Source organism: Paenibacillus sp. V4I9 (assembly GCF_030817295.1).
Classification (GTDB): domain Bacteria; phylum Bacillota; class Bacilli; order Paenibacillales; family NBRC-103111; genus Paenibacillus_E.
This window is the reverse complement of sequence record NZ_JAUSZE010000001.1, coordinates 5,124,145-5,144,580: the sequence shown is the minus strand read 5'-3', so window position 1 is coordinate 5,144,580 and position 20,436 is coordinate 5,124,145. Positions and strand designations below refer to the sequence as shown.

Here is a 20,436-nt window from a genome sequence, read left to right as displayed (position 1 = left end):
CGTCTGCTTATGACGATAAGCGAGCAGACCGGGGGCAAAAAAGGATTGACTATTGCATAGCCGGTTATGTTCGGCTTCTCAGCCGGTAGCTCGGCGTTCGTCCTTCCGAGGAACTAATTCACTTATACGATTCGTTGGTGAGAGGGTTCGCCGACAGAAAACAAATAATTTAGTCAGTTAAAAAAACCGCGAAGGCTTGATTCTACGCGTTTTTTTTCTAGTTATGGACATTTCTTTCATTATTCTTTTATTTGGCTTTAGTAAACTTATAAAAGTGATGATTTGAAATTTATTAAAGCTAAGAGGGGTAAAACAACGATAAAGCTGATTCCAAAAACGTATATGTTAGTCTATAGTTCTACGGTTTATGGTGTATTTTGCGGTGAAAGCGAGTTTGCTCATGTAGAAGGAGATCCGCGAAACGGGTTCAAACTTTTTGTCATGTGAAGGTTGTCACGAAATACGGCAAGTACATATCGTTACAAAGGCAATTTTTTACGGCTCTTGGCAAGGTTGGACATAAGAAAAATTAATTTTGATTTATTATTGATGGGAGCGAGTTGTAAATGAATCGAAAAGCAAAGCAGACTTATCGTAAATTAGTAAGTATCATACTGGGAATGCTGATTTTTTTGTCAGGCGTACCCTACATGGGCGCGCCAATGGTTGCCCAAGCGACGGCTGAACAATGGGTCGATGTAGGCTCCGCCGGTGTTACGCAATCTAGTGGAGGTAATACAATGATAACCATCGATAACAGCGGCACGCCCTATGTTGCGTTTAGTAATGGGGGTAATCCAGCCGTCAAGAAATATAACGGAAGCGCGTGGGTGAATGTAGGCTCCCTCGGTTTTGGTGGTTCAATTAATATAAGTATAGCCATCGACAGCAGCGGTACGCCCTATGTTGCGTTTGGGGATGGGGGTTACAGCCAAAAAGCAACCGTCAAGAAATATAACGGAAGCTCGTGGGTAAATGTAGGCTCCGCCGGTTTTTCGGCAGGTGTTGCAAATTATACTAGTATAGCCATCGACAGCAGCGGCACGCCCTATGTTGTGTATAGTGATGGGAGTAATAGCAATAAAGCAACCGTCATGAAATATGACGGAAGCTCGTGGGTGAATGTAGGCTCCGCCGGTTTTTCGGCTGGTGTTGCAAGTAATACAAGTATGGCCATCGACAGCAGCGGCACGCCCTATGTTGTGTATTGGGATGCGGGTAACAGCTATAAAGCAACCGTCAAGAAATATAACGGAAGCGCGTGGGTGAATGTAGGCTCCGCCGGTGTTTCGGCAGGTAATGCAGATTATACAAGGATAGCCATCGACAGCAGCGGCACACTCTATGTTGTGTTTAAGGATTATATTAACAGCGAAAAAGCAACCGTCATGAAATATAACGGAAGCTCGTGGGTGAATGTAGGCTCCGCCGGTTTTTCGGAAGGTCCTGCAAACCAAATTAGTATAGTCATCGACAGCAGCGGCACGCCCTATGTTGTGTATCAGGATTGGGGTAACAATGGTAAAGCAACCGTCATGAAATATAACGGAAGCTCGTGGGTAAATGTAGGCTCCGCCGGTTTTTCGGCAGATCGCGCCGAGTCTACAAGTATAGCCATCGACAGTAGTGGCACGCCCTATGTTGTGTATTCGGATGGGGGTAACAACTATAAAGTACCCGTCAAGAAGTTTACAATGACATGCACGGTGACGTATAACGGCAACTTCGCTGCGTCCGGAAGCGCGCCGACGGACAGCACCATCTATCAGTCGGGATATACGGCCACGGTTCAGGACAACACGGGAGGCCTAGTGAAGACGGGTTACACATTCGCGGGTTGGAACACGAAGGCAGACGGAACCGGAACGGATTACGTGGCAGGTGTCCCGATCACCATAGGTTCAACCGACGTGACACTGTACGCGAAGTGGACGGCGACGAATGCGGCAACGCCGAACATCGGCACGCAGCCGACGGGCGCAACGGTGAATGAAGGCGCAAGCAGCCCGGTCTTGAGCGTAGCAGCAACGGTGAGCGATAGCGGAACGCTGAGCTACCAGTGGTACAGCAACACGACCAGCAGCAATAGCGGCGGCACAGGGATCAGCGGGGCAACGAGCGCATCGTATGCTGCGCCGACGTTAGCGGCGGGAACGATGTACTACTATGTCGTGGTGACGAACACCAACAGCAGCGCGACCGGCAGTCAAACGGCGACGGCGACGAGCAGCGTGGTGTCAGTAACGGTGAACGCGCTGACCAACGCGGCCACGCCGAGCATTGGCACGCAGCCGACGGGAGACACGGTAAACGAAGGCGCGAGCAGCCCGGCCTTGAGCGTAGCGGCGACGGTGAGCGACAGCGGAACGCTGAGCTACCAGTGGTACAGCAACACGACCAGCAGCAATAGCGGCGGCACAGCGATCAGCGGGGCAACGAGCGCATCGTATGCAGCGCCGACGTTAGCGGTGGGAACGACATACTACTATGTCGTTGTGACGAACACGAACAGCGGCGCGACGGGCAGTCAAACGGCCACGGCGACGAGCAGTGCGGTGTCGGTAACAGTGAACGCGCTGACCAACGCGGCAACGCCAAGCATCGATACGCAGCCGACGGGAGCAACGGCGAACGAAGGAGCCAGCAGCCCGAGCTTGAGCGTAGCGGCGACGGTGAGTGACAGCGGAACGCTGAGCTACCAGTGGTACAGCAACGCGGCGAATAGCACGACTGGCGGCACCGCAATTAGCGGCGCAACGAGCGCATCATATGCAGCGCCGACGTTAGCGGCGGGAACGACATACTATTATGTCGTGGTGTCGAACACGAACAGCAGCGCAACGGGCAGCCAAACGGCGACGGCGACGAGCAGTGCGGTGTCGGTAACGGTGAACGCGCTGACGAACGCGGCAACGCCGATCGTCGGCACGCAGCCGACGGGAGCAACGGTGAACGAAGGCGCGAGCAGCCCGGCCTTGAGCGTAGCGGCGACGGTGAGCGACAGCGGAACGCTGAGCTACCAGTGGTACAGCAACACGACCAGCAGCAATAGCGGCGGCACAGCGATCAGCGGGGCAACGAGCGCATCGTATGCAGCGCCGACGTTAGCGGTGGGAACGACATACTACTATGTCGTTGTGACGAACACGAACAGCGGCGCGACGGGCAGTCAAACGGCCACGGCGACGAGCAGTGCGGTGTCGGTAACAGTGAACGCGCTGACCAACGCGGCAACGCCAAGCATCGATACGCAGCCGACGGGAGCAACGGCGAACGAAGGAGCCAGCAGCCCGAGCTTGAGCGTAGCGGCGACGGTGAGTGACAGCGGAACGCTGAGCTACCAGTGGTACAGCAACGCGGCGAATAGCACGACTGGCGGCACCGCAATTAGCGGCGCAACGAGCGCATCATATGCAGCGCCGACGTTAGCGGCGGGAACGACATACTATTATGTCGTGGTGTCGAACACGAACAGCAGCGCAACGGGCAGCCAAACGGCGACGGCGACGAGCAGTGCGGTGTCGGTAACGGTGAACGCGCTGACGAACGCGGCAACGCCGATCGTCGGCACGCAGCCGACGGGAGCAACAGTGAACGAAGGCGCGAGCAGCCCGAGCTTGAGCGTAACGGCGACGGTGAGCGACAGCGGAACGCTGAGCTACCAGTGGTACAGCAACACGACCAGCAGCAATAGCGGCGGCGCAGCGATCAGCGGGGCAACGAGCGCAACATATGCAGCGCCGACGACAACTGCGGGAACGACATACTATTATGTCGTAGTGACGAATACGAACAGCAGCGCGACGGGCAGCCAAACGGCGACGGTGGCGAGCAGTATTGCCACGGTAACAGTGAACGCGCTGACCAACGTGGCAACGCCGATCATCGGCACGCAGCCGACGGGAGCAACGGTGAACGAAGGCGCGAGCAGCCCGAGCTTGAGCGTAGCGGCGACGGTAAGCGACAACGGAACGCTAAGCTATCAGTGGTACAGCAACACGACCAGCAGCAATAGCGGCGGCACCGCGATCAGCGGTGAAACAAGCGCATCGTACGCAGTACCAACAGCAACAGCGGGAACGACATACTACTATGTCGTAGTGACGAATACGAACAGCAGCGCGACTGGCAGCCAAACGGCCACGGCGACGAGCAGTGCGGCGACGGTAACGGTGAACGCGCTGACCAACGCGGCCACGCCGAGCATTGGCACACAGCCGACGGGAGCAACGGTGAACGAAGGCAACAGCAGCCCGAGCTTGAGCGTAGCAGCGACGGTGAGCGACAGCGGGACGCTGAGCTACCAGTGGTACAGCAACACGACCAGCAGCAATAGCGGCGGCGTAGCGATCAGCGGAGCAACGAGCGCATCGTATGCAACGCCGACGTTAGCGACGGGAACGACGTACTACTACGTCGTGGTGACGAACACGAACAGCGGCGCAACGGGCAGCCAAACGGCCACGGTAACAAGCAACGTAGCCAAGTTGACCATAAATGCGGCAAATTCTTCAGCACCTACGGGGCTTACAGCAATAGCTGGGAATGGGCAAGTTGCGTTAACTTGGAACGGTGTATCTGAAACAGTCACCTACAGTGTCTATAAGGGAACAGCTTCCGGCTCCTATGGCTTAACCCCCATAGCGACAGTGAGCGGCGTGACATACAGCTACACGGCAACGGGCCTGACGAACGGCACGACCTATTACTTCGCGGTAAAGGCGAGCAACGCAAGAGGAAACAGCGGCTACTCCAACGAAGTCATCGCAACACCTCAAGCCGCAATACCGAGCGTATCCAGTAATGCGAATCTGAGCAGCATGGCAGTATCAGGACTAACGTTGAGTTCATCGTTTGATACGAGGACATTTTCCTACACAGCGAGCGTGGGGAATGGTGTAACGTTGGTGACAGTGACGCCAACAATATCGGATAGCAACGCGACAGTGAAAGTGAACGGAACGGCAGTGACGAGCGGTCAAGCGTCGGGGGCGATCAGCCTGAACGTGGGTAACAATCCGATCACCATGGCAGTGACGGCTCAAGATGGAAAGACCACGCAGACCTACACCGTGATCGTGACTAGAGCCGAAGCGATAACGGCCAGTTCTACTGCACCGATTCAGGTGACGACTAAACCTGTATCCATTACCGTCGCAGAGAGTGTAACGAATGCCGAGATTGCGGTCGCAACGACAACGGCAGGATCGAACAAAGAAGCGACGCTCCCGTTAGTGGAAGTACAAGCGGCTACAACTCTGGGCAATGTGAGTGTAACGATTCCAGACGGAACGAAAATTACAGCTCCCGCCAATTGGGATGGCGCGATCAAGCTGCCGCAAGTGCAAAGCAACAGCAGCGTAACGGTCAATAGCGGCAACGTGAGCGCCGTCATTGAAGTCGGATCGACGGATGTATCGTTAACGTTCGATAAGGCGGTGCGTTTGCTCTTCCCGAACCAAAAGGGCAAACAGGTTGGTTTTGTACGAAATGGCGTATTTACCGAGATCACGGGCACGGTATCCGCAGACACCCAAGCAGCGGCAGACAGCGAAATTGCCGCAAGCGGAGACGCCAAAATGACGGTTGGAAGCGACCTTGTCATTTGGACGAAACACTTTACCAAATTTGTCAGCTACACGCAAGTCGATACTACGAGCACAAGCGGAACCAGCGGTGGAGGCGGCGGTGCCGCAACCAATTACGCAACGATTACGGCTGCCAGCGGCGGAACGGCAACGCTGAACGGAGTTACCATCGAAGTTCCGGCTGGAGCGATGGCTAGCAACATTCAAGTTATGGTAGATAAAGTGAACGACATCTCGATCCTGCCCGTAGACAGCACTTTGCAATTGATCAGCGAGGTGTACGAGATCAAGAAAGACAAGGATGGCGACTTTAGCAAGCCGGTCGTTATTACACTACCTTTCGACAAGACGAAGGCGGACTTTGCGAAGTCGACGGCAGGCGTATATTGGCTGAACGAACAAACCCATAAATGGGTGCCATTGGAAATCATGAAAGTCGACGAAGCGAACGGGACGGCATCTGGATCGGTGAGCCATTTTAACGAAATTTGCCGTTCTGGTAACGGATAAAGCGAAGACCGTACAGCCGCAAACGAACGAAGCGGACTTTGCCGATATCAAAGGACATTGGTCTGAAGCGAACGTGCGGGAACTGGTGAAGCTCGGCGCGATTAACGGCTATGCGGACAACACGTTTAAGCCAAATGCGAACATCACAAGAGCGGAATTCGTGACTGTCATCGTCAAAGCGTTCCATCTTGGGGCGCAAGACGGCAAAACCTTTGTCGATACGGAAACCCACTGGGCCAAGAGCGCTATTGCGACTGCCGCAGAGTCAGGCATTGTTGCAGGGTATAGCGACAACAGCTTCGGACCGGACGATCTCATTACCCGCGAGCAAATGGCAGCGATCGTCGTTCACGCCGCCAAGTTGGCTGCGATGGATAAGAGCATCAACTTCCCGGACAGCGCCGATATATCCGACTGGGCGCGAACGGCTATTGCAACGGCGACAGCCAAAGGCTTGATCAACGGTTATGGAGACGGCACAGTGAAACCGAAAGTGAACACGACCCGAGCTGAAGCGGTCACGGTCATTCTTAGAGCTTTACAGGCGAAACCGTAGTGGTTCTGATGTGGGGCTGCTATCACGGAGCGCCAAATTAATCTCAGATTAACGCATGAAAAAGGGACTATCCGCAGGCATAAATGATGCCGGATGATAGTCCCTTTTTTTGCTATAAATTAACAGTTCTTGTTGCTATATTTTAAATTTTTAAATTTCGTCTTTCGTCAGCCCGGTTACCTCCATGATAGAGTAAAGTCTAATTTCTGGTACAAGATCATTGACATTGCTCTGGAAGATAAGAAAAGACGTGCGTGAACATTATGCCAACTGAAGGACAAAATCAAGTCTCTCTCAATGTTACTAGATTCGATAGAGCAATAACAATAACTTTGGATACGTCAATGTTTAAGCACTTTTTTTGTTCAGGGATGTAAGTAAAACAGTTCTTAGACATTATGTATTGTTGTGCATGAAAATTCATTTAGCTCTTTGCGGATATTCTCATCAATTATGAAAATGTGTGATTGAAATAACTACCTCCGGAAGTTACTTTCTCATTAATTTTGAAAATGACACTTGATAAATCAACGTTTATAACTGGTGTTTTCTCAACAACTATGACACCATACAGAAATTTATTAAAATCGATGAGAGAGAATTTAAGGAGGTAATTAGATTGCTAAGAATCTTAAAGCGACCAGATCCTTTATTAAAATCCGTTTGAAACTCGAGGGGGTTCTTGTTCCAGATCAAATTAAATATAAAATGTTCATACTCAGCCTGCCGCTTCGCCAATGGTCGATATGTTGAGAAGTCATTCTAGCATTATTGAGGATGAGTCATTAACAAGATAATAACCATAATCGAAAATATTGAAGTCGAATGAGTTATTATTAGGGCATGGAAGTAGATGGTATCGAGCGATAATTAGATTTTATCTTGATCGTCTTTGTGACAGCAAATTGGTCAATGATTATCAGTCCGGTATCTGGTGTCGGGCAGACTGTAAAATGAACGAATCCCCACTGGCCCTACTCGACTGGTGGGGTATTTTTATGTCTTCGCATATACTCTTTTACGGCCTCTACCACAACATCAACCATCTTCTTATTCTGTTTCGCGGCGAATATCTTTAACTCAGTATGGAATTGATCATCGAAATCAAATGTTGCTTTTTTCTTATTTACAGGTTTCTGTATACCTGTATTTACAGTTTCCTGTATTTCTTGACTCCGCCGTTTTCCTAATAACTGCTCAATCGCATCACGCTTGGACACGCTGCTCCAGCTCCTCGACAAAATTTCTATAATTGCTTAGTGCCGATGTATCCGAATTACTGTATTCCTGTATTCCTGTAATAGAAAACTCCTTGATTCTATTTCTTCGCTTTATTTCCGATCGAAACACAACTCCCTCGTATTCTCTCCTTACCCTATCAATGATTGTTTTATCAATGATTGTTCTAGAATCGATCATTGTTGGCAATATGCCGCATAAAACAAGGTCCAGCTTTTTAACCTCTTTGATGTGAATCATTGTTGCGATGTATCTGTCCAGCGCGTCATAACACATTGGTTCGCATTGTAGCATGACGATTGCATAGTCGGAAGCCACTAAACCATTAATAGTGTGCTCTCCGAGATTTGGAGGTAAATCAATAAGTATGTAGTCGTATCTGGCCTTTACTTTATGTAGTGTATCTCTCAAAATGGTCGAACTCATTGAAGGGTTTTGATGGATAAGCATGGGCAGAGTTGCAAGCATTTCATCAGCCGGAATGAAGTGAAGGTTGTAGGTTAACTTGCGGATGTAGGGGGTGGGATTCATGTTTTTACATGCCTCAAAAATAGTCATTTTGGAGTAATCGTGTATATCTCGTTGAGTAAGAAACTGTGTCAAATTGCCTTGGCTATCGAAGTCGACACAGAGAACCTTGTACTTCTTAGAGAGAAGATACCCCGTGATGGCCGTGGTTGTCGTTTTGCCAACGCCGCCTTTTTGATTACCGATTGAAATAATGGCTCCCATAACCCATTCCTCCTTATTTCTGTAAACCTTTATTCCTGTATATAGTTCTACAATAGATCTATTTAAAAGGGGGTCATGCACGGTCAAGTCGAGAGTGTATTCAGCAACCATAGCGCCAGGAATTTCTCTTTCAAATCAATTTTCTGTATATTTATCCATAAGGTCACTTTTCGCCAAAATTTTTTTCTAACGAATTTTGCAACAAATCGTCAAATTCGCTGTCATGCACAACAAATTCCAACGAATTCTGCAACAACAAAAACGGAGCCATGCGGATTAGCGGGCTCCGTTTTCTATTTATTTATGAAACATCACATTTTTTTTTGTTGTATTTGAAGTCCGGAGATACGATTCGTTGTGCGATATATAGCTCGGATGGAACCATTAACCTTGGTGAACAAGTGAATAAGGTAGTAGCTGCTTCAAAATAAAAATCGTTATAGCATTAATGAAAGGATTTGATGAACATGGCAAAAGTATTTAAATTGGCGTATGCGGATTTCGCAAGTAAAGACGTAAGTAAATTAGCCGATTACTACACGAGAACGATGGGGTATGCTTTAGCCCATCGTGGAGAAGATGGAAGCGCATACATGTCAAATGGATTCGACCATCATTATATCGTTATTACTCCCTCTGATATAGCGGGGTTCGGGTTTACGGGTACCAATTAGATAGAACAATTTCTTTGAAGGAAGTACAGGAACAGCTTCGTAAGCAAGGCGTTTCATCTGTCCTTTTGACTGACGCTAAGCCGGGTATTCAAGAGTTTCTGGAGCTTTCAGACCCGGACGGCAATGTGATTCATTTATTTAATGAAATGGAACAGCCTGCTATTGGATTTGGCACTTCGGGCATCGTCCCGTTAAAGCTGGGACACATCGGCTTCCATTCGAACAATTTTCGCAAAACAGTGGATTTTTATACAGATGTACTGGGATTCACAGTTACGGATAAAATCGGAGCAGATCTTTGCAACTTCTTGACCTGTAACAACGATCACCATGTTCTGAATATTGTAGGGGCGGACCGACCCAACAAAATGCACCATATTGCCTTCCAACTGAAGGATGCCTCTCATCAAAATATAAGCTCGGATATTCTCGCCAGACATGGAATCGATGTATTGTGGGGACCTACCCGGCATACTTCCGGACACAATATCGCCACTTACCATTACGACGCGGACGAGAACTTAGTGGAGCTGTTTATCGATCTGGATGTTTATATTCCGGAGCTCGGTATTTTCGAACCGCGCCCTTGGCATAAGGAACTGCCGATGAAACCTAAAGTTTGGGACGCTTTGAGTTCGTGGGGAACAGATTTTGCATTTGATCTGGCTAATCTGAAATAAGCCCTGCGGGAGAAGGAGATGATTACGTATGACATTAAGGGAACAGGTTACCGGCGTATGGTCGTTGGTTTCATATCAATCACAAGATGAAACGGGAAAAGTTATTTATCCGTTTGGTAAGGATGCAACAGGCTTCCTTATGTATCACCCGGAAGGATATGTATCTGCAAATTTCATGCGCCAAGGGCGTCCGGCTTATTCATCGGGTGATCCGCATGAAGGAACGAAGGAAGAAATGGCAGAAGCGGCATTCGGATATTTAGCCTATGCAGGGAAATTTGAGGTCAATGAAGAGACAAACACGTTAATACATCATGTGGAAGTGAGCATGAATCCAACTTGGCTAGGAAAACAACAGCCGCGAGTAGCTTCAATTGAAGGTGATATACTAAGCATATATAACGGTTTAAAACCAAATCAAAGGCTTGTGTGGAAACGCGTTGGAAGCATCATCTCAGGCCTTTCGGCGAACAGGTGGTGCTTCTTCTACAAAAGTAAATACAAATGGAATAAAAAATGATTTAATGTAACTAGATTGGATACATAAAATCGAGAGAATTACGGAGTAGGTGGGTACATACGTGTAGTAATTGGGTTTATAATACACAATGGAGAAATGGGATAAAAGAATCATTTGTTGTCAGTCATGGTATTGTTGTTCGTTCGATTTTATCATGAAAACTACATTTGATATTTTTCCAAAATGGCGGGGCCTGGAAAAGTCCGCTGAAAGTACCTTCCAAAACCGAGCTTATATGTTTCATGGGCGGAATCATCGCCATTGGTAATCTTGGCTTTCAAAGTCATAGCCTCATCACAAGCAAAATTGCTACTCAGAATTGAAAGGATGAACCTTCCTATGGATATGCGGACCATTCAGGCTTATGCGCCTTATCTTTACTTTGACGAGCATGAGCCCTTTTTCCCGGTTCGAGTTGGGGTGACGGTTTTCGAACAGGAGGAGATCTCTCCTTCGTTTCGAAGATCGTTTTCTTTTCGCGATCCTCGTCTGAAGCAGATTATTGAATATGCGATTTATTGGGATTACGATATTCAGCACTTATACGAACTGGAGCATGTATGGGTATTCATTGACCATGAGGGTGAAGTCATAGATTGTGAGGCGAGCTTTCACGGCAAGTATTTAAAGGGACTGCTGAAAGACCGCAGTAATGTGCTGGATGGGACGCATGTACGTTTGTTTTCCCAGCCTGGGAAGCATGCGTTTTCCCCAGTTGCTGAATTTCTCGAGCTAGTTCCGCATTTCTGGACTGCAGTGAATGAGGATGCTGGAGCTGATGGCTTGACGGTCCCTTATTTTCTAGAGGGCATTGTTGCGACGAATGAAGAAACCAACAGGATAGTCGAAACCTATTTGAAATCATGCGCGTTTACGCCAGCTTTGGCATATAAGGAATACCGATTGGATAAGGAGCTGTTCGTACCCTGGACTCAGCTGCTGGAGGAGATACCGAAACGGATTCAGGAGAAAATCAAAGAGCTTACGGAACGGTATGGGCAGTTATGATTGATGGGATTTTAATTACCATGTATTATCTTAGCATTCATGCAACACCTCGTGAGATTGAGTTCATTGAATAAAGAAAGAAGCCCGGAAACATCACGCTTTCCGGGCTTTTCTATTCTCTTTTATTCGATAGGCTTTATAACTTCAGCAAATCTTCGAATGCCCTCCTCAATCATGTGATCATCAACTCGACTGTAGGTGAACCTCATGTACCGATCATTTGAACCAAGCGTGCTTCCTGGAGCGAATACGATTCCGTTCTTGACACATTCTTTGAACAAATGCTGTTCGTTCAATTCCTCCTTCAGCTTGCACCAGAGATGTATCCCGCCGCTTGGAATCCCATACTCGATATTGTCTTTAAATGCAGATTGCAAAGCATGCAAAGTTATATCTCGCTTCCGTTTCAACCTGAGAACTGAACCGTCTTGATCCATGGATTTTAACGAGCGTATGGGCTCATTGTCATATCCAGTAACACTATAGGGATCGTCTTCAACGATCGCAATTCCGTATTGGGTGGAAATTTCCAATACCTTTTTCCGTCTTTCATAGGACATCGTAGTCCCTGTTGGATTCTGAAAAATGGGATTTAGGAAGACCATCTTAATTCTGTGTTTTTTATATAAAGCAACGGAATCTCCTGGCTTGAGAAGACATTGGATAATCAAATGCAGAGCTTGTTGGGCACCGGAGGTAATTAATATTGATGAGGCATTCGTTTCTACGTTTCGATAGGTCTTGAGGTGAGAAGTGATCGCTTCACGCAGTTTCATATTCCCCTGCATATGTTCATAGCCCAAGTATTCACTGATTCCATAGAATTGTGAACTTCTTGCATCAATCGAATCGGGAGCAAATCGGGGCTTAGTTCGCCAATGGCAAAGTTGATATGATGATCGCCCGATTGGATGATTTTATATATCTGCTGATTCAAAGGATTATTCGATTGAAATACCCCGCTTTTCACATACTCTTCCCAGTTTGGAATGCGTTTGAAGGTACCTCCTGCTTTATTATCGATCTGACTACGGTACCAATCCCTTTGACCCGTTTAACGAGTCCGATCGCGTATAGTCGACGCAAATGTAATGAAAAGTAACATCATCAAGAGGAGGGGTAGAATAAACCCTACAAAGCAAATCAAAAGTGTGGATGACACGTCATCTTTTCAAGACGATGCAAGCTGGTTAGTAGATCTTCAGAATAAAGGTTTACGTACTTCCGGATTAATTGAGGGAGGAAGACGCGGGGGAGCAGGTCCTTCTGATGATCGTGCATTTATGCTGGGAGATCAAGCCGTCATGCTTCCGACTCTAAATGGTCCTGCTGAACATTCCCTTTATTCCTTAGTATGCACTTTAGAAGACCTTGCCGAGTATTTCCGGCAATCTGCGGTAGTGTCTTCTGAAAAACCCGGAATATTTCAATTTCAAACAAGCAACAATGTGATTCTTTCGGACAGCGTGCCTGTTGCTTTAATTGATGTTGAAGATTTGATTATTGTTGCATCAAAAAATGGTATTCTAATATCCAAACGAGGATCTTCACACAAAGTGAAACATGTATTTAATCAGAATAATTTGTCACAGCGCTAATAAGTACTTGTAAACCTTTATAGGTATATAAGTGCTTTTTTATTATGATTGTTAAATGGAGGAGCTTGCTTATCGGGGCTCCTCTTTATTATTAAAATTATGGGCAGATTTTTAGAGGGAATTTTCCGTACTGAGAATAAAAAGCATTAATCCCAACAAAACTGAGTCATGATCATAAAGCTTCGATATTATCGCACTGAGGCTTTTTAACATATTGAGTTTAAAAATGCTGTTGACACGACACCAAATGGTGACCTATAATCAAAGTGTCACTAAATGGTGTCCAATTAGCAATTAGTCATTTGGAAAGTTTGGAACCTGAATAAGTTTCACTTGAAACAATTATGAGGAGGAAACAAATGAGTAAGATTATCGGTGCGGAAACAACAGCGAAAGTAGAAACCCAGCTCCGAGGAAAAATGATTGCTTATTGGACAGTCACATTACTACTCGCAGCAGCTGTTATGTTAAGTGGTATCGGGCAACTGATGCAATATGGGGGAAACCTCGAGTTAGTGAAGAATCTTGGTTACCCATTATACGTCTTGACCATTCTCGGGATTTGGAAAGTGCTTGGAGCCATCGCTCTTGTCGTGCCAGGTTTTCCTCGGCTTAAAGAATGGGTTCACGCTGGTATCTTCTTTTTAATGACTGGTGCGGCTGTATCTCATGCGTTTGCTAACGATTATGGTGATTACGGGTTTCATATTATCCTTCCGCTTTCATATGCTGCACTAAATATCGCCTCGTGGGCGCTACGTCCGAAGAGCCGCAAACTTTAAGGAGGTGGTGAAATTAACGGCTGTCCCTTCGTACATCAATAGATTTCTACCACAGAAAATAATATTTTGGAGGGGCTGTTGTGAGCGAGAACAACCAGTTACGGGATGTGTTTGACGCGATTGCAGATCCAACTAGGCGCCGACTGATTCGTCTGTTAGCAGAGGCAGAGGAGATACCGCTTCATGAGTTAACGGCACAGTTTGAAATGGGCCGCACAGCGGTATCCAAGCATTTGACAATCCTTAAAGATGCCGGACTGGTACTTGACCGAAAAGTCGGCAGAGAAACGCGATTTAGGCTAAACGCCTCTCCACTCAGAGAAATTCAAGATTGGGTGGCTTTCTACAGCAAGTTCTGGAGTATGAATTTATTGCGCTTGAACCAACTATTAGAGGAGGAAGAAGAATGAGTTTAACATTATCCTTGGATTTTCAGTACACGACATCGATCGAGAAGCTTTGGTCCGCCTTAACCGATTCAAGCAAGCTTGCCAAGTGGGTGGCCAACATCCACACAGGTGAGGCGATGGATAATGATTTTAAGCCCGTCGTAGGACACCGTTTTCAGTTTCGCACTCAGCCGTCCGAATATTGGGATGGCATTATTGACGGAGAAGTGCTTATCGTGGACGCACCAAACCGGGTGTCCTATACTTGGGCCAGCGGAGGGGAGAAGCACACGGTCAACTGGACGCTGCAGGATTTAGGGGACGGAAAGGTTAACCTTCATCTCGAACAAACCGGATTCGCCAATGCTCAAGGTCTCGAAGGTGCTAGGTATGGCTGGGGTAAATGGTGCGGCGAGCTTGAAAAGGTATTGGCCTAGTTGTAAAAGGAAGGAGAGCCTGATGAATATCATTTTTGTTATTTTACAAAGTTTTCTGCTCGTCTCCATGGCCTTTGGCGGCGGAAGCAAGCTGGCTGGTGCGAAAAATTTTGTTGAAATGTTCGAGTCGATTAAACTGCCGCAATGGTTTCGAGTTGTTACTGGACTCGTTCAACTAGCCGGGGCAGCCGGACTTGTTATCGGATACTGGCATCCGGCAGCAGCCGTATGGGCAGGCATTTGGATTGGCATTACGATGCTGGTGGCATGCCTTTCACATTTCAGAGTCAAGCATCCTGTTGGAAGTGCGATACCGGCCTTTGTGATTACTTTGATTGCAGCGACTCTGGTTGTCGTGCACCAGGTAGCATGAAGAAGAGCGGGTCAATGAAACTCGAGTCGCCATCAGAGCTGATAGACGCGAAAATCGAGGAGCTAGGCGACTGGAGGGGCGAGATGCTCTCCCGGCTACGCGCACTGATCAAGCAGGCGGACCCCGAAGTTGCCGAGGAGTGGAAGTGGAGAGGGACACCAGTCTGGTCGCACGACGGGGGAATCTGCACCGGTGAAACGTACAAGAACGTCGTGAAGATGACCTTCTACAAGGGTGCCTCGCTGAAGGATCCTTCAGGGCTCTTCAACTCAAGTCTCGAAGGCAACACCAGGCGGGCCATCGACTTCCACAAAGGCGACCAGATTGACGAGGAGGCTCTAATGGCTCTCGTCCGCGCCGCCGTTGCACTGAACACGTCAAAACCCTCCAAACGCAAATATGACCATGAGTGACTGGAAAGTATTCACATTCCTTTCCCGAGAGCCTATTTTCCACCAAAGGTGAGTATGCATATCGATTATAGCAAAATGTAGGAGAGTCCACTATGCAGGGCTCTTTTTCATTTAACATGGCGAGTGCAATGCAAAACCAGTTCTTTCGATGAAATGAACACGACCTGCTGCAATGCTGTTCAGGACAAAATTTGGGTGACCGATCCAGAGGAGGACCTGTGGGAGGTGTTTTATACCCATAGAGACAGTTGTGGAATTTTTTACTTCGTTCGTTCAATTGACGGAGAACTATAGTTGAATAACAAAAGGTCAGTTTGCTCTAGCAAACTGACCTTTTGTTGATTGTTATCTTATGAATGGTAGCTAAATTAAAAAGACCGATTTATCTTCTTCTAAGAAATTTACAATTTGCCTTAACGTATCGTTCTCCAATCGTGCTTAATACAAATTCGTCATCATGAAATTGAATTAGTACATTCTCGCCTAAAAGTTCACCTCGAAAATAGACTGAGATGGCTGCTGAGATACACTCATCCTTTCAAACTCGGAAGCCTCTATTAGTTGACGTTCTTTTGGCATGGTTATCTCCATTTTATGTAATAACTTTTCTTAATAATAAACGTCAAAAAGGTTGGAATCGCAACCTTAAAAAGGATTAATGGCATGATTGATGCTAACGGCTTTGAAGGTTTGGCTGGTCATTGAAGTGTAGGGGGGTTGCACGCTCCGTTTCTTTTAGGAGATCTGCACCGAATGGATGATCCACAATATATTGCCAACTTTCATCAAGCTGCTTTCTTACAATTTCTGAGGTATGGCCTTGGATTTGTAACGGGCTTCCATCTTCACCAACGGTTTCGAGGATAAAGTGTGCTCGAAGCAAAGCGATGTTTTCAAATGGTATGCAGTAAATATTTTTGGACACCATTTTGCCTTTAAATCGTAATAGTTCCTCAAGGGTTTTACGAATCGGTTCAAGTCCTTCATCCTTATTACCGATCAGATTAATCAGAATGCCACCTGGTTCATATAAAGCAAGTAGGTTGTCTATGTCGCCGGAATTGTAAGCTTGAGCAAATGCAGCATTCATATCTTCCGGATTCATGACTGAGTTTCTTGAAATGGGGGATTTCATAAGATCACTTCTTTCTGTATGATGAATACAGTTGTTAGCATATCTGAATTCTCACAATAATTTAAGTACGCAGAAAATAGTTACATAGTCATAAAAACTTAACCAATGGAGGTAAATATGCCCTATCAAGATGAATCATTTGGTTGCCCTGTAGAGGTGGGGCTTCAAATAATTAGCGGAAAATGGAAGCCGAAAATCATGTATGAATTGCTTCAACAAACCAGGAGATTTGGTGAACTCTTGCGACTAATTCCTGGTGTATCAAGACATGTTATGACGATACAGCTTCGTTTGCTAGAAGAGGATGGTATCGTTAAACGCACCGCATACTTAATGATACCACCGAAAGTTGAATACGAATTGACCGAATTTGGTAGAAGCTTGGAACCCATTCTGATTCAATTGGTAAAGGTAGGAGAGCATTCCATCTCACTCCGTAAAAATGAACGCAATGAGAGTTGAAGTTTATCGTTAATTGACGCAATATAGAATGAAAAATTATGCATTAATAATCACAAAGGGTGCTAATAATGCTATTTATGTAACCATAGGTAGAAGAGCATTCAGATATGCGTCACTCCGATATTGGGTAGATTGCGTGATGATTCAAGGTAGTAAAGAATTCAACTAACGGAAAAGATAGTTGAACAAATGTTGGAGCGAGGCTGCAGGCGTGAATCGGCAGCTTCGTTACGAACGGGTAGGATAACGGGGGAGGGGATTATCATATGCATTTCACCAAAAAATCAGTAACCGTCTATCTTATCTCTGGTCCACTTGGTGTAGGGAAATCAACCGTCTCCAAGACTCTGGCCAACGCGATGAACCAATGTGCGTTGATTGAAGGTGATCTCCTTCTCCATGTCTACCGAGGGGAGACCGAGCCGCCCTGGGAGGAACGACTCCGACTGGCTTGGCTTAATATTGCTGCGGTGACGCGGAATTTTCTCCTGGACGGGCTAGACGTCGTTATCGATTTCGTCGTCGAAGATGAACTGCAATGGTTCTTTGACCAACTATCGGACTTCGAGGCGACGCTACACTATGTTGTGCTGCACGCGGAACCGAACACTCTTACCGCTCGACTCCATCAGCGAGGAGATGCACAATACATCCACCGTTCGCTCTTCCTTCGGAACAAGTTGATGACGTCGCCAACCAATGAGACATTCCTGCTGGATACCGATCGTAGGCAGCCGGATGAACTTGCTGAGGAAATCATTAATAATTCCAGATTTCGGATACACTTGAAGTGAGAAAATTATTTTGTGACAATTGAGGTAACGGATTACGGTTGCTCATTACTGATGAACGACATAATTTTTATTGTAGGAGGGAACAACATTGAAGTTTTTGCAGAATATTTAGCTCATATTGATAACCCGCAACATCGGGCCCGAACCGAAGAAGTTTTGACTTGGGTAACTAAGAAATTCCCGGATTTAATGCCAAAAATTGCGTGGAATCAGCCTATGTTTACCGATCACGGCACATTTATTATTGGCTTTAGCGTAGCCAAACATCATTTGGCTGTTGCCCCTGAAAGGGCAGGGATTAATCATTTTTCTGATGACATTGTGCAGGCTAACTATGATCACAGCAAGGAGTTGGTACGTATCCAGTGGGATAGTCCGGTTGATTTCTCATTACTTGAGAAAATGATCGAGTTTAATATTTTGGATAAGGCAGATTGTTCAACTTTTTGGCGGAAATAAAATAAATAGGATAGTTCTTAGAGGCTCATATTTGCGTTTTAAGGCCTTTTGATGCTCGGACGATCGGTTGCCGTTGTCGTTTCTGTTGAAGTAAGAGGCAGTTTAGTTCAATAGTGCGCCTAGCAAAGCTAGGCACAACTAGTTGGTGAAAGTCCAACCGAGGTAGGGACCAAGCCGCCTCGTAGCTAGCAGGCATCTGGTGGTGAGAACCTAAGGATGAAGCCCTGTGAAAAACCCCAACTGGGGTGAAGCAAAATTGCAGGCTGTAACATGAAGTGAATCCTGCCGCATCGTCATAAACAACCCGAAAGGGACAAGAGGGAGCCGAACCCCGTGTTGTACGGTGAAGGCCATGGAACGCGCGAAGAACTTGGATAAGCAACGCGGAAGAATCCTCCGGTGTATGGGGAACAGCATGTAATAACAGTTGTGTCTGGAACTAGGGAGACCCTACCTCGCACGACAGGTTCGTAAAGCGCAAACCTATAAGCCTGGAGGGTGAAGTGGCAAGCGGCGAGAAGGGAGTCGGAGAGGGTGGTAGTACCTGAGAACGTAGGACAACATAACCTGCGGGAGGAAAGCACCCTTACTTTGTTTACGGGTAGCGATGGAGGTAAGAGCGAGTGAATGCAGTGAAATCTGCTAACTACACCAAAGTAAAAGTTCAAGAACTCCAAAGGACCCTCTACCTTGCGGCTAAGGCAAATAACAAGCGCAGGTTTCACGCTCTGTACGACAAAGTATACAGCACAGATGTCATGTGGGAAGCATGGAAACGGGTCAAAGCAAATGGAGGTAGCGCCGGTATCGACGGCGTGACAATTACGCACATTGTTCAGGAGTATGGAGAAGAGCAATTCGTGAAGGACACGCAACGGCAGTTGGTGGAAAACGCCTACCGCCCCAAGCCCGTTCGGAGGAAGGATATACCGAAGGGTGATGGCAAAACACGCCCGCTCGGCATACCCGTAATCCAGGACAGATTGGTGCAAATGGCAGCGAAAATCGTTCTTGAGGCAATATACGAGGCGGATTTCAAAGATTGCTCATTTGGGTTCCGACCTAAGCGAAGCGCGAAACAGGCAATAGAGCGGATACACAAGACGGTGAATTACGGGAGAGTGTATTGGGTGGTGGATGTAGACATCGCCGGATACTTTAACAACATCCCGCATGACAAATTGCTCAAACTCGTGGAACAACGGGTGAGTGATCGAAGAGTGTTGAAACTTATTCGACTGTGGCTGAAAGCCGATGTCATGGAAGATGGAAAGGTTCATAATACCGTGATCGGGAGTCCCCAGGGTGGAGTCATCTCACCGCTCCTTGCAAACATCTACCTGAACTATCTCGATACCCTATGGGAAAAGCAATTTTCCCATATTGGCACATTGGTGCGATATGCTGATGACCTGGTTATTTTATGTGAAAATAAACCCCACGCTATGGAAGCCATTCAGGTGCTTAAGGCAGTTTTCAGGAAATTGGAATTGACAATGAACACGGACAAGTCTAAGCTTGTGAACCTGTGGTTGGATAAAGAGGGATTCGACTTTCTCGGATTCCATCACCGCCGCATGCCGAAATTGTTTAAGTCGGGGAAATTTTATGACTTGCGAAGTATTCCATCCAAAAAGGCGATGAAAAAGATGCGTGCCAAGGTAAAGGAAGTAACAGCGCCTCGCGCGCGACTTTACTGGTCACCAAAGCAAATGGTGGACAAGCTCAATCCCATCATACAGGGATGGAAGAACTATTATGGGAGCGTAGACCCCGGCATGTCGAACAAATTTCTGTCAAAAGTGGACTGGCATATTATTCGAAGACTGACACTGTACTGGAACAAGAAGCACAAGCGAAACCAACTGGACCCGAGGAGGGTCGCGGAGGTATTCGGTCGTATGGGACTGAAACGAGTCAGTGCTTGGGGCAGCTATACTGCGCTAGGTGAAGAACATCGGAAAGCCGTATGCGGGAAAACCGCTCGTACGGTTTGATGAGGGAGGACTGGGAAACCAGTCCCCTACTCTACAACCAACCAAAAGACGTTTAGTTCATTCCGCCATTAAGCTCTAACGGTGAACTAT

Annotated in this window: 20 protein-coding genes; 16 read left to right on the top strand and 4 right to left on the bottom strand. The window is 47.0% G+C overall.

Annotation, left to right across the window (positions count from 1 at the left end; genetic code table 11):
• Window positions 1–566 precede the first annotated feature (566 nt).
• Both QFZ81_RS23915 and QFZ81_RS23910 read left to right on the top strand, forming a co-directional pair.
• Window positions 567–6,098: a beta strand repeat-containing protein gene (locus tag QFZ81_RS23915; protein ID WP_307605069.1), complete on the top strand. Its 5,532-nt coding sequence runs from the start codon at window positions 567–569 to the stop codon at window positions 6,096–6,098.
• On the top strand, window positions 6,064–6,654 hold the full coding sequence (locus tag QFZ81_RS23910) for an S-layer homology domain-containing protein (protein ID WP_307607015.1): 591 nt from the start codon (window positions 6,064–6,066) through the stop codon (window positions 6,652–6,654). Before QFZ81_RS23915 ends, QFZ81_RS23910 begins: the two co-directional genes overlap by 35 nt.
• 974 nt (window positions 6,655–7,628) lie before the next feature.
• On the opposite strand, the gene QFZ81_RS23905 is transcribed toward QFZ81_RS23910, so the two are convergent.
• Together QFZ81_RS23905 and QFZ81_RS23900 are read right to left on the bottom strand one after the other, a co-directional pair.
• On the bottom strand, window positions 7,629–7,874 hold the full coding sequence (locus QFZ81_RS23905) for a hypothetical protein (protein ID WP_047672745.1): 246 nt from the start codon (window positions 7,872–7,874) through the stop codon (window positions 7,629–7,631).
• Window positions 7,861–8,625 (bottom strand): ParA family protein, encoded by a 765-nt coding sequence (locus QFZ81_RS23900; RefSeq protein ID WP_307440930.1) that lies wholly within the window; start codon window positions 8,623–8,625, stop codon window positions 7,861–7,863. The genes QFZ81_RS23905 and QFZ81_RS23900 overlap by 14 nt, the downstream gene beginning before the upstream one ends.
• 467 nt (window positions 8,626–9,092) lie before the next feature.
• Between QFZ81_RS23900 and QFZ81_RS23895 the strand changes: the two genes are divergently transcribed.
• The 4 genes from QFZ81_RS23895 (at window position 9,093) to QFZ81_RS23880 (ending at window position 11,507) form a co-directional block, all read left to right on the top strand.
• The gene (locus tag QFZ81_RS23895; RefSeq protein WP_307605066.1) at window positions 9,093–9,299 is read left to right on the top strand and encodes a VOC family protein; all 207 of its coding nucleotides are present in this window, start codon (window positions 9,093–9,095) and stop codon (window positions 9,297–9,299) included.
• A gap of 14 nt (window positions 9,300–9,313) precedes the next feature.
• Entirely contained in the window at window positions 9,314–9,979 is a 666-nt protein-coding gene (locus tag QFZ81_RS23890; protein ID WP_307440932.1) for a VOC family protein, read from the top strand.
• A gap of 28 nt (window positions 9,980–10,007) precedes the next feature.
• Window positions 10,008–10,499 carry a lipocalin-like domain-containing protein gene (locus tag QFZ81_RS23885; protein ID WP_307605064.1) on the top strand — a complete coding sequence of 164 codons (492 nt, stop codon included), beginning with the start codon at window positions 10,008–10,010 and terminating at the stop codon, window positions 10,497–10,499.
• 339 nt (window positions 10,500–10,838) lie between these two features.
• Window positions 10,839–11,507, top strand: coding sequence for an NPP1 family protein (locus QFZ81_RS23880; protein ID WP_307440934.1), 669 nt, complete (start codon window positions 10,839–10,841; stop codon window positions 11,505–11,507).
• Between the two features lie 122 nt (window positions 11,508–11,629).
• On the opposite strand, the gene QFZ81_RS23875 is transcribed toward QFZ81_RS23880, so the two are convergent.
• Complete coding sequence (locus tag QFZ81_RS23875; RefSeq protein WP_483874670.1) at window positions 11,630–12,283, bottom strand: aminotransferase-like domain-containing protein; 654 nt, start codon at window positions 12,281–12,283, stop codon at window positions 11,630–11,632.
• Between the two features lie 315 nt (window positions 12,284–12,598).
• Here QFZ81_RS23875 and QFZ81_RS23870 point away from each other — a divergent pair, with 315 nt between their 5' ends.
• The 6 genes from QFZ81_RS23870 (at window position 12,599) to QFZ81_RS23845 (ending at window position 15,499) form a co-directional block, all read left to right on the top strand.
• Window positions 12,599–13,105 carry a glycosyltransferase family protein gene (locus QFZ81_RS23870; RefSeq protein WP_307440936.1) on the top strand — a complete coding sequence of 169 codons (507 nt, stop codon included), beginning with the start codon at window positions 12,599–12,601 and terminating at the stop codon, window positions 13,103–13,105.
• A 359-nt stretch (window positions 13,106–13,464) separates the two neighbouring features.
• Window positions 13,465–13,887, top strand: coding sequence for a DoxX family protein (locus tag QFZ81_RS23865; RefSeq protein WP_307605060.1), 423 nt, complete (start codon window positions 13,465–13,467; stop codon window positions 13,885–13,887).
• Window positions 13,888–13,967: 80 nt separating this feature from the next.
• Window positions 13,968–14,297, top strand: a complete 330-nt coding sequence (locus QFZ81_RS23860; protein WP_307440939.1) for an ArsR/SmtB family transcription factor — start codon at window positions 13,968–13,970, stop codon at window positions 14,295–14,297.
• Window positions 14,294–14,713, top strand: a complete 420-nt coding sequence (locus QFZ81_RS23855) for an SRPBCC family protein (RefSeq protein WP_307440940.1) — start codon at window positions 14,294–14,296, stop codon at window positions 14,711–14,713. The genes QFZ81_RS23860 and QFZ81_RS23855 overlap by 4 nt, the downstream gene beginning before the upstream one ends.
• A gap of 22 nt (window positions 14,714–14,735) precedes the next feature.
• Window positions 14,736–15,086 carry a DoxX family protein gene (locus tag QFZ81_RS23850; protein ID WP_307440941.1) on the top strand — a complete coding sequence of 117 codons (351 nt, stop codon included), beginning with the start codon at window positions 14,736–14,738 and terminating at the stop codon, window positions 15,084–15,086.
• A 14-nt stretch (window positions 15,087–15,100) separates the two neighbouring features.
• Window positions 15,101–15,499: a DUF1801 domain-containing protein gene (locus tag QFZ81_RS23845; protein WP_307440942.1), complete on the top strand. Its 399-nt coding sequence runs from the start codon at window positions 15,101–15,103 to the stop codon at window positions 15,497–15,499.
• A 673-nt stretch (window positions 15,500–16,172) separates the two neighbouring features.
• Here QFZ81_RS23845 and QFZ81_RS23840 read toward each other — a convergent pair.
• Window positions 16,173–16,604 carry a YybH family protein gene (locus QFZ81_RS23840; protein WP_307440943.1) on the bottom strand — a complete coding sequence of 144 codons (432 nt, stop codon included), beginning with the start codon at window positions 16,602–16,604 and terminating at the stop codon, window positions 16,173–16,175.
• Between the two features lie 147 nt (window positions 16,605–16,751).
• Here QFZ81_RS23840 and QFZ81_RS23835 point away from each other — a divergent pair, with 147 nt between their 5' ends.
• The 4 genes from QFZ81_RS23835 (at window position 16,752) to ltrA (ending at window position 20,346) form a co-directional block, all read left to right on the top strand.
• On the top strand, window positions 16,752–17,096 hold the full coding sequence (locus QFZ81_RS23835) for a winged helix-turn-helix transcriptional regulator (protein ID WP_307605057.1): 345 nt from the start codon (window positions 16,752–16,754) through the stop codon (window positions 17,094–17,096).
• Window positions 17,097–17,362: 266 nt separating this feature from the next.
• Window positions 17,363–17,890, top strand: a complete 528-nt coding sequence (locus tag QFZ81_RS23830; protein WP_307605056.1) for a P-loop nucleotide/nucleoside kinase family protein — start codon at window positions 17,363–17,365, stop codon at window positions 17,888–17,890.
• A gap of 87 nt (window positions 17,891–17,977) precedes the next feature.
• Entirely contained in the window at window positions 17,978–18,349 is a 372-nt protein-coding gene (locus tag QFZ81_RS23825; RefSeq protein ID WP_307449556.1) for an iron chaperone, read from the top strand.
• Between the two features lie 623 nt (window positions 18,350–18,972).
• Window positions 18,973–20,346: a group II intron reverse transcriptase/maturase gene (ltrA, locus tag QFZ81_RS23820; RefSeq protein ID WP_307602389.1), complete on the top strand. Its 1,374-nt coding sequence runs from the start codon at window positions 18,973–18,975 to the stop codon at window positions 20,344–20,346.
• Window positions 20,347–20,436 lie beyond the last annotated feature (90 nt).